This is a genomic window from Hirschia sp. (assembly GCF_058892565.1).
Genome location: NZ_JBZXVU010000063.1, coordinates 1 through 10,330, shown reverse-complemented (window position 1 = coordinate 10,330; position 10,330 = coordinate 1). Strand labels below are relative to the sequence as shown.

Sequence of the window (10,330 nt, the reverse complement as noted above, 5' to 3'; positions counted from 1 at the left end):
ACCCCAGACAAACCTTTTCATAATAAGCGCATCCAATATCTCGGGCGGCTCGCGACCGATGGGTGATGTTGGAATGATGGGCTTGTTCAAACCGGTTTGCGATGACGGTCACGCGGATTAGGTGGCAGGGCTGAAGGGAGATAGGTCAATGCATGTGTCGCATTGATCAAGTCTTGGGGGCATTGCCCACCTCTTCAGCAGCTTTGCGATAGGCTAAAACCATCATGTGAGGCGCGCCTTCGGGCGGCTTAAACGCTGATCTATAAGATCAGCACTATAATTGCTGTCTGAAAGTGCGCCTTACCGCCTTTTATCAGTGAAATATATCTCTAACTGCAGTGGCCGAAGGCTTGATGCAGATTTTTGTGCACCTCTTTTAAGCAATCACAGGTTTTTGGGAACCAAATGGAAAGACTATCAGTTGTACAATAGGTGAGAACATCCCCAATCTAAGGAAAATGCAACATCACCTGATGACATAGGAGCCCATAAATGACATTGCCCACGCTAAGCATTGCAAGCCTGTTTAAATATTCAGCTCTCATCAGCTTGGGCATATTGCTGCCATTTATGATTTTGATTTCTGTGTGCGTTGTGGCCTTCCTGCGCAAAAAAATGGCGGCGGATACACCTTTATTAATCCCTGTGCTGGTTTCGTTTTTGGCCTATGGTGCCATTATTATTTTAAGCACAGTCAATCCAACAGAAGAATTATGCTTGCTGGTGATATCTCATGTTTTTGCATGGGGATATTTAGCCAAACGCCGTGCGACTCAACCGCAACAAAAATCAAGAAAATCCAGCTATCGCAAAATGCCGATCTATCCGTCTAAAACAGAGCCCGCTTTAAGCCCCTTTACGGCGCAGAGATAATAAAGGGCGCGTCTGGATCATCATTCATCTGCACATAAGATGTTTGATCTTCACCCAGCAAAACAGCCTCAAGACAAGCAGGGTATAATTTGTGTTCGGTGATAAGAATGCGGCTTGCTAAGGTTTCGGCCGTGTCATCTGGAAAAATTGGCACAGCGGCCTGACCTATAATCGGGCCTTCATCCACGCCAGCCGTCACAAAATGCACGCTACACCCAGCAAGGCGGCATTTGGCATCAATGGCGCGTTGGTGTGTGTGTAGTCCGGGAAAGCTGGGCAAAAGAGAAGGGTGAATATTGATCATTTTCCCTTCCCATTTTTCAATAAACCAAGGGGTCAATACACGCATGAAACCAGCAAGCGCGATAAATTCCACATTATGCTTTTCAAGCTCAGCCTGAATGGCGCGCTCGAAAGCTTCGCGGTCTTTACCAAAAGTTTTATGGTCGACAATGGCTGTCGCAATGCCGCGCGCTTTTGCTTTTTCAATGCCACCAGCGGAGGCTTTATTAGCAAGCACTAAAACCGGCAATGCTGGATAGCCATCTTCCTCACATGCATCAAGCAAAGCTTCCATATTTGAGCCGGTGCCAGAGATAAAAATTGCAATGCGTTTGGGATCAACAGCTTCTTCTATAGCGATTTCATCCACTAAATCGGAGACATCATTCATGCGTCAGCAAGCTCACCAATAATATACGCTGTTTCACCAGCATTGTTTAAGCGATCTAGCACTGTTTGCACATTTTCTTGGGACACAGCCGCAATCATTCCCACACCCATGTTGAACGTGCGGCGCATTTCTTCGGTATCAATGGCACCAACTTCTTGCATCCATTCAAAAACGGGAAGAACTTGAATCTTGTCAAAATCAATAGCCGGCACCAGTGTTTTAGGCAGCATACGTGGTGTGTTTTCTGTGATCCCACCACCTGTTATGTGTGCTAATCCTTTGATTAATCTATCTTTTAAAATCGGCTTTAGCGCAGATACATATAATTTCGTCGGCGTCAAAAGCGCTTCACCCAGACTTCCATCACTAAACGGCGAAGAATCAGTCAAAGACAGACCAGAACGCTCCACCACACTGCGCACAAGCGAGTATCCATTAGAGTGCGGGCCTGAAGAAGCTATCGCAATTAGCACGTCCCCAGCTTGCATTGAATCAGTATCAGGCAATAAAGATCCACGTTCTGCAGCACCCACAACGAAGCCTGCAAGGTCGTAATGTCCATCCTGATACATGCCCGGCATTTCAGCTGTTTCACCGCCAATCAGTGCACAACCAGACTCCTTGCAACCATTGGCTATGCCAGTCACAACTTGTTCAGCTACGCCTGTTTCTAAATGCCCAGTCGCAAAATAATCTAGGAAAAACAGTGGTTCAGCACCTTGGGCAAGCACATCATTGACGCACATAGCAACAAGGTCGATCCCGATCGTGTCATGCTTATTTGTCTCAAAAGCCAGTTTCAGCTTCGTTCCGACACCATCTGTTCCAGAAACCAATACAGGATCTTCAAAACCCGCAGCTTTGGGATCAAAAACACCGCCAAATCCGCCAAGGTCAGCATTTGCGCCAGCTCGACGAGTCATCGCAGCAAGAGGTTTGATTTTATCTATGAGTGCATCACCAGCATCAATATCGACGCCAGCGGCTTTATAGGTGAGCGGGGTTTTGTCATGTGTTGTCATGGGTCGCGCAATTAACATGAGCTGAAAGGCTTCGCCAGTGGTGGAAACGAAGTTTTCGTGAGGTTTTGCTATTCATCGGCGAAAATCAATGCGTTTTTCGCCCTGAGAAATGGTGAAACGTCTTTGAACTGGCACATTTGGCTGTTATCAGGTTCATCATGAATCGTTTTGTTCGCTATGTTGTTGCTGCTGTGTCGATGCTTTGGCTCGCTACAGGTGCTAGTTTTGCAGATGTGTATCTCGTAAAGGGTATTGCCGTCGATGTAACGGCTGAAAATTCTATACAAGCGCGTGCAACAGCGTTTGATCAGGCTCGTGTAATCGGAGCTAATCGATTGCTTCAACGCATCACCACAGCAGAAGATCGCGCGAATGCAAAGGCGCTCTACATTAACAGCAGTATTGCTGCGCGTTTGGTTGCTGCTGTTGATGTTCAAGATGAAAAGCAATCAGCGACACGCTATCTAGGTTTACTTGCCGTAAAATTTGATGAGCGAGCGGTAAAAGCATTCCTCCGCGTCTATGACATGCCCTTCGTTGATAGTCAGGCATCGCTCGCTTTGATGGTTCCTGAGGTTGATGGCGGCGTAAATCCAGATGAGTGGGCAAGCGTTTGGGAGAATGGCTCAGATGCAAACGTCCTAGCGCCTTTCGTTGTTTCAGAGGCAATTTACCTCAATGATGTAAATTGGGAAGATATCGCGTCCGATGCTTATAATGTATCTGCGCAGCGTGGTGTAGTCGCACGCGTTAAGCAGGTCGGACTGAATTATTTTGTGAGTCTCTATGACCTACGACAAGAATATTCGAGCCGTATGCCATTAGGAACAGCTGGTCCATTTCTAACTTTAGAAGAAGCGAAGGCGGGTAGCATTGGCTATCTTGAAGATGTCTGGAAAACTCAAAACATAGTTCGAGTAACTGGCGAAACATCAGTATCTGCTGTTGCAAGGTATTCGTCTCAACAAGGGTGGGTGAGTATTCAGAAGGCCCTAAAAAATTCTCGCTTGATTAAAAATGTACTGGTTGAAAAGGTTTCCGTGCGTGGTGCCGATGTGTCCTTTTCTTATGCTGGCCGTCCAGATCAGTTAGCCGCCGAATTGAGAACAGGCGGGGTTATCTTGTCTTCAGAACAAAATGGATGGTCACTGGAGCCTGTTGCGTACTGATGCCGACAAACAAGCCAAACTCTGATCAATTTGTCGGAGGTCAAAAATCAAAACAATTGGTTTTGGATTTTCCGAAGCTAGACGCTGATTTAGAGCCGCTAATTGCGACGCCTGCTTCTGAAGATGCGAGACTTGCTTTGTCTCGATGGGAATATTGGCCCGAACGTCAGATGTGCCTAATTGGAAGTGCTGGTTCGGGAAAAACACGGATGTTGCGCAATTGGGCGCAAGACACGGGCGCAGCCTATGTCACAGGTGTTGATTTATCTGCGGCAGAAATTGATGAGATTTCCGGTTTGTCGGTGAAAGCGCTCGTCGTGGATAACGCTGATTCATGTTCGAATGGCGGCTCGCTTCTAGCTGCCATGAATTTGTGTAAAAGTCGCGGTGCATTTCTGCTCCTTTCGGGATCCACAGACCCTTCTAGCTGGAATATGAAGCCATTGGACTTGCAGTCCCGCCTTTCTGCTCTTCCTGTTGTGAAATTTGGTGCAATAGATGAAGAGACGTTGAAGATTCGGCTTGTTTCTGCGTGCAAATCGAAGTTTATGAAGTTGCCAGATGAAACCGCTGATTATTTGGTTCAGCGTTTGGCTAGAACATATCTTGTGATTGATGAAATTGTTGAAAAACTGGAGTTGGTTGCCGCTGGCAAAGCTCTAAATAGAACAACCGCTCGAAAGGCTATCGCTGCCTTAGAGCATAGTACGAATTTTGAATAGAAATTATTATTGATAGGCGAAAAGCAAATGACGGTTCCAACGGAAATTCGTAAACCTGTTAGACGTAAGAAAGCTTCACAGTCAGTCTCAAAAAATGAAGTGTCTGAAATTTCCAATGATGTTTGTGAGGAACTAAAAGAGTCTCCTCAGCGCTTTTTTAATCGCGAATTATCTTGGTTGAATTTTAATACACGCGTGTTGGAAGAAGCCGAGAATATACGTCACCCGCTTTTAGAAAGACTTCGCTTCCTTTCTATTTCTGCCAATAATTTAGATGAATTTTTTATGGTGCGTGTCGCTGGTTTGCGTGAATACATGCGGGCTGGTGTAACGAAAACGAGCCTTGATGGTTTGACACCAAGTGAACAAATGATGCGAATAAATGAACGCACAAGTGCGTTGATGAATGAGCAACAGCGTCTTTATCGGTCTATCAGCAAAGAAATGCGTGAGACAGGTATAGAGATAATCGATCATGATGAACTGCAAGCCGATGAACGTGGCGCATTAAAACAAATATTTACAGATAAAGTTTTTCCACTTCTTACACCCTTAGCTATTGATCCAGCTCACCCATTTCCATTTATTCCAAATCTTGGTTTTGCTGTTGGTTTTACATTGCTCAAAAAAGGAGAAACAACACCTTTTCAGGCTTTGGTTCCTATTCCTACGCAAGTTGATCGCTTTATTGAATTGCCAGAGCAAATACGCGCTGACGGCACACCATTGCGGCGTTTTATTTCGCTAGAAAATACAATACCTCATTTCTTGGACATGTTGTTTCGGGATTGCGAAGAAAAAGCACGGTGTGTTTTCAGAATTGTACGTGATAGCGATATCGAGGTTGAGGAAGAGGCTGAAGACCTTATTCGCGAATTTGAAATACTGTTAAAACGTCGTCGTCGTGGCCGTATTGTTCGCATGAAAATCAATGCCAAGGCTCCTGAGGCGTTGAAAAAATTCTTGATCAAAGAAATTGAAGCTGAAGAGCAAGATGTCGTCGAGGTGGACGGTATTATGGGAATCGCACAACTGGGCGATATCATTGACAATCGTCGCCCTGAATTACTTTTCAAGCCATATGAGCCGCGTTTTCCTGAACGAATTCGTGAGCACAATGGTGATTTTTTTGCGGCAATTCGCGAGAAAGATATTCTCGTTCATCATCCATATGAAAGTTTTGATGTTGTTGCTGGATTTATTCGTCAAGCGGCGGCCGATCCTGATGTAGTGGCTATTAAGCAGACACTTTATCGTACATCAAAAGACAGCCCCATCATCGCTGCACTTATTGAAGCCGCAGAAGATGGAAAAAACGTCACCGCATTGGTGGAAATCAAAGCGCGTTTTGATGAAGAAGCGAATATGCGTTGGGCGCGTGATCTTGAGCGTGCCGGTGTGCAGGTTGTTTATGGATTTGTGGAATATAAAACTCACGCCAAAGTTAGTTTGGTCGTGCGCCGTGAGAATGGTGAACTTCGTTCATATACACATTTTGGTACCGGCAATTATCACCCGATTACGGCACGTATTTATACCGATTTATCATTGTTTACAGCGTCTCCAGCGTACGGGCGTGATGCAGGACGTTTGTTTAACTATGTGACGGGAAATGCTGAACCTGATCATCTTGAAAAAATCTTCATGTCTCCTCTAAATATGAAGACTGAGATGCTCAATCACATTGAAGCGGAAATTCAGCATGCCAAAGCAGGACGTTTGGCAGCAATTTGGGCTAAAATGAACTCACTCGTTGATCCACAAATTATCGATAAATTGTATGAAGCAAGTCAGGCCGGTGTCACAATAGAGCTGGTTATCCGTGGGATTTGTTGTTTGAGACCGGGTGTTCCTGGGTTGTCCGATTCAATTGAGGTAAAATCGATTGTTGGTCGCTTTTTAGAGCACTCACGCATTGTGTGTTTTGGAAATGGACATGGTCTACCGTCGCCTGAAGCTAAAATTTATATCACATCTGCCGACTGGATGCCGCGTAATCTAGATCGCCGTGTCGAAGCAATGACACTGATTGAAAATCCTACTGTTCACCGTCAGATTCTTGATCAAATAATGGTCGCTAACTTGAATGATCGTATGCAGAGTTGGGCACTTCAATCAGATGGACATTTTATACGTGTAATTGATACGCTTGATGATGCTGAATTAAGCGAAGATCATTTCAATGTGCATGAATACTTTATGGAAAACCAAAGTCTCTCCGGGCGTGGTAGTGCTTTAGAATATGCGCCGCCACCAAAATTGAAACCTTTAGGATAAAGCGACAATCGTATGGGAATCGCCGACGTATTGCAGAAAAATTCGCAATTGAAATTCACTGCGAAAGCACGTCGGGTTGGGGTTATTGATATTGGATCGAATTCTGTTCGGCTTGTCATTTATGACGTCGTCGGCAGAGCGATCCAAGCACGTTTCAATGAAAAAGTGTTAGCTGGCCTTGGGCGTGGACTTACAGAATCTGGGTATCTGAATCCGCAAGGCGTTGAAGCTGCATTGTCAGTATTGGCAAGATTTAAAACCTTAATGCAAGTTCAAGGCGTTGATGAAGAGTTACCTTTTGCAACTGCTGCTGTCCGTGAAGCGATAGATGGCCCAGCATTTTGTGCACAAGTTCGCAATGAAATTGGGCTGAATATTCGGGTCATGTCAGGTATTGATGAGGCAAGGCTGGCTGCGACTGGTGTGATTGCGCAGCAGCCAATTGCGGATGGTGTTAGCGGTGATTTAGGCGGATCTAGTCTTGAACTGTCTGTTATAAATGATGGCTATTATACTGGAGGAACTACATATCCGTTAGGGCCATTAGCTTTGCTCCCACCTGAATGGCTGCGTGAAATGGAACACGAAACACCTGATCCGGTGAATTTTGTGACACTGTCGAAGAAGCTTAGAAAACGGATAGATACTGAATTGGAAGGGGCTGTTGAATTATCCTCATCCAGAGATACCTTATATATGGTTGGCGGTGCATGGCGTGCAATTGCGCGCATGCATATGGAATTGAATGATTATCCGCTGATTATTTTGCAATCCTATGAAATTGATGCGGATCAATTACTTGATTTGACCGAAAAGCTGCAGGCACCGGATAAAAAACTACTCGCTATGATGCATAATGTGTCGTCGAAAAGAGCTAAGACTTTGCCAGCTGCTGCGGCTGTTTTGAATGGTGTATTGAGAGCAGGTAAATTCTCCAAAGTGGTCACAAGTTCATACGGGGTTCGAGAAGGACTTGTATTTGAGCAGATGGATAAGGGATTGCAGAGACAAGATCCGCTTCTATCAGGTATGCAGGCCATGATTGCTGAGACGCCGTCAAATTGGGATTTTGGGGCTGCATTGGGTCTTTGGTTGAAACAAGCAGCAAGGCATATGCTGCCTGAACGTTTGTCTGAAGCTGCTTGTTTGGCTGCAGATGTAGGGTCTAGAATGCATCCAGATTACAGAGCTGATATGGCATTTGAACAGATGATAACCGCGCCGCTTTCAGGGTGGACCCATGAAGAAAGAGCAGCTGTGGCTTTGGCAATTGCATGCAGATATCAGCGTAATTTTCAGCACACTCTGTCGGCTACGCTTTTAGATGGAGACATGTCAGGTAAAGCGCGTGGCTTAGGGGCACTTATGCGGCTTGGTGCGCATTTCTCTGGTCGCTCTGCTGATCTTCTTAAGTATTCACGATTGGAAATCAGAGATGGCAGTATTAATTTGGATGTTGATGAAAAAATGAAAAATTTGATGTCTGAAATGGTCCGCAAACGACTAGGGCAGGCAGCGGTCATTATGGGAATGGAACCGCGGTTGAGTTTTTCAGGTGTTGCCGCTGAGCTATAGTCAGGAGCAAGCAAGGGGCTATCATGTTGCCACCAGAAGCAGATCTTGAGAAACGGCAAATAGCATGGGTAGCCATGCATGTATTGTTTCTTGATGCTGATGTGGAAGCCGACTATTTATTATCCGCTGCCCAAACATGTGCTAAGACTGATTATTCACTCAAAGAGCTGGAACAGATTTTTTGGAATGAAGTTTATCCGGCAATGAGGCTAAATATTTGGTCTGTTGCTGGGGAGTGGTGTCCTTTAAAAAGTGAAGATTTGACTCAAATTATCTTGCGCAAACACAGATTTGATCGACAAATCTGGCTTAAAGGTATGCGACGCTACCCTTTAGAATATTGGGAAAAATTAAAGAATGAGGTCTGCCAAATAAGACAAAATCTGTAATCTAGTTTTCATATTGTGATGAAGTGGTTAGATTGAGCATATATTAAAGCCCTCCTCAAAACGAAGTTCGAGGAGGATTTTGGGAATATTAAATCCTGAGATCTTTGGTTTAAACGTCGAACACTTTCACGCCTGTATCAGATATGGCGATGGCTATTTTGCCTTGTTTCAACTTGATAGCAAGATTTCCAAATACTTCGCGTCGCCAACCCCGCATAGCCTGAACATCTGGTTCAACATCACAAGCAATGCGCTCAATATCCGCAGCATTTGCTATCAGACGAGGGGCTACATCCGCTTCTTCGGAAACATGTTTAAGCAAGACTTTGAGAAGGTCTCCCACTGCGCCAGGTGGTTGGGTATTTGTCGCACGTTTAGGAATTTCAGGTGCGTAGGCATCAGGATCAGCAATAGCTGCATTGATCGCTTCAAGAAGCGTTTGGCCATGTTTTGATTTTGCAAACCCTTTGGGCACTGCGCGTAGTCTTTCCATGGCATTTACATCAATTGGCTTTTGTTGCGCTATTTCCTGCACAGCATCGTCCTTCAGGATACGCGAACGTGGTTTGTCTAGCTCTTGAGCTAATTTTTCGCGCCACTCGGAAACTGAAGCGATTAATGCCAAATAATCTTTGCGTGGTTTACGGATTTTCATTCGTTTCCACGCGTTTTTAGGATTGGTGTCATAGGTGTCAGGGTTGACGAGAATTTCTGTTTCTTCTTCAATCCAGCCCATGCGGCCCAGTTTTTCCAATTTTGCTTTCAGCTTGACGTAACAGTGGCGAAGATGGGTTACATCACCGCGCGCATAGTCTAGCTGCTTTTCAGTCAACGGACGGCGTTGCCAATCTGTAAATTGAGAAGATTTATCAACACGGGCTTTTAAAAGCTGAGAGACAAGATTTTCATAGGATACAGAATCGCCAAGACCGCACGCCATAGCCGCTACTTGCGAATCAAAAATAGGTGCGGGTGGTGTTCCGATTAGTTTTGTGAAAATTTCCATGTCTTGACGGGCAGCATGAAAAACTTTCACACGTGACGTATCAGCCATTAAATCTAGAAATGGAGCTAAATCAATATTTGGTGAGAGCGGATCTATAAGACAATCAAACTCTAGAGTTGCTGCCTGAATGAGACAAAGTTTCGGCCAAAAGGTCGATTCTCTGTGAAATTCAGTATCTACGGCGATAAATTCGCCCTTTTTCAGCTCCTCACAGGCTTTGATTAGCTCGTCAGTGTCTGCTACTAGTTTCAATTCATCGCGGGTGTTAGATGGCACACCAGCTCCTTCCTAAACGCTATCGCTTGACAAGCAGGCCGTAACGGTGTGCTTGTCCGCCAAACTTTCTCAACGGAGACTCCAAAAAATGCACGCTTACCGTACGCACACATGCGGCCAACTAAGATCCGAACATGTAGGTGAAACCGTACGCATTAGCGGTTGGGTTCATCGTAAGCGCGACCATGGAGGTCTGTTATTTATAGACTTACGCGATCATTATGGTCTGACGCAATGCGTAGTTCAGCCAGATAATGCGCATTTTGCCACTTTAGAACGAATTCGTGTCGAAAGTGTCGTGTCTATTACAGGTAATGTGGTCGCACGTTCTGAAGAAACTGCCAATGA

10 protein-coding genes are annotated in these 10,330 nt (G+C 45.1%); 7 read left to right on the top strand and 3 right to left on the bottom strand.

The annotated features are described in order from the left end of the window. Positions 1-570: 570 nt before the first annotated feature. Positions 571-873 (top strand): hypothetical protein, encoded by a 303-nt coding sequence (locus AC5EF3_RS16290; protein ID WP_493548801.1) that lies wholly within the window; start codon positions 571-573, stop codon positions 871-873. Here AC5EF3_RS16290 and purN read toward each other — a convergent pair. Next, positions 857-1,546, bottom strand: coding sequence for a phosphoribosylglycinamide formyltransferase (purN, locus tag AC5EF3_RS16285; protein WP_493548800.1), 690 nt, complete (start codon positions 1,544-1,546; stop codon positions 857-859). The two genes, AC5EF3_RS16290 and purN, sit on opposite strands and share 17 nt — an antisense overlap. Further along, positions 1,543-2,568 carry a phosphoribosylformylglycinamidine cyclo-ligase gene (gene purM / locus AC5EF3_RS16280; protein ID WP_493548802.1) on the bottom strand — a complete coding sequence of 342 codons (1,026 nt, stop codon included), beginning with the start codon at positions 2,566-2,568 and terminating at the stop codon, positions 1,543-1,545. The genes purN and purM overlap by 4 nt, the downstream gene beginning before the upstream one ends. A gap of 158 nt (positions 2,569-2,726) precedes the next feature. On the opposite strand from purM, the gene AC5EF3_RS16275 reads away from it, so the two are divergent. Genes AC5EF3_RS16275 through AC5EF3_RS16255 form a run of 5 tightly spaced genes read left to right on the top strand, consistent with a single transcriptional unit; the run spans position 2,727 to position 8,700 of the window. Further along, the gene (locus tag AC5EF3_RS16275; RefSeq protein ID WP_493548799.1) at positions 2,727-3,737 is read left to right on the top strand and encodes a hypothetical protein; all 1,011 of its coding nucleotides are present in this window, start codon (positions 2,727-2,729) and stop codon (positions 3,735-3,737) included. Then, complete coding sequence (locus AC5EF3_RS16270; protein WP_493548798.1) at positions 3,737-4,459, top strand: P-loop NTPase family protein; 723 nt, start codon at positions 3,737-3,739, stop codon at positions 4,457-4,459. The genes AC5EF3_RS16275 and AC5EF3_RS16270 overlap by 1 nt, the downstream gene beginning before the upstream one ends. A gap of 27 nt (positions 4,460-4,486) precedes the next feature. Further along, positions 4,487-6,736 (top strand): RNA degradosome polyphosphate kinase, encoded by a 2,250-nt coding sequence (locus tag AC5EF3_RS16265; RefSeq protein WP_493548797.1) that lies wholly within the window; start codon positions 4,487-4,489, stop codon positions 6,734-6,736. A gap of 12 nt (positions 6,737-6,748) precedes the next feature. Next, positions 6,749-8,311, top strand: a complete 1,563-nt coding sequence (locus AC5EF3_RS16260) for a Ppx/GppA phosphatase family protein (RefSeq protein ID WP_493548796.1) — start codon at positions 6,749-6,751, stop codon at positions 8,309-8,311. A gap of 23 nt (positions 8,312-8,334) precedes the next feature. Then, positions 8,335-8,700 (top strand): DUF7079 family protein, encoded by a 366-nt coding sequence (locus tag AC5EF3_RS16255; protein ID WP_015827746.1) that lies wholly within the window; start codon positions 8,335-8,337, stop codon positions 8,698-8,700. Between the two features lie 109 nt (positions 8,701-8,809). Here the strand turns inward: AC5EF3_RS16255 and rnd are convergent, their stop codons facing one another. Then, the gene (gene rnd / locus AC5EF3_RS16250; protein ID WP_493548795.1) at positions 8,810-9,982 is read right to left on the bottom strand and encodes a ribonuclease D; all 1,173 of its coding nucleotides are present in this window, start codon (positions 9,980-9,982) and stop codon (positions 8,810-8,812) included. A gap of 88 nt (positions 9,983-10,070) precedes the next feature. Between rnd and AC5EF3_RS16245 the strand changes: the two genes are divergently transcribed. Continuing rightward, positions 10,071-10,330, top strand: a 260-nt coding sequence (locus AC5EF3_RS16245; protein WP_493548794.1) for an OB-fold nucleic acid binding domain-containing protein, incomplete at its 3' end; no start/stop codon positions are given.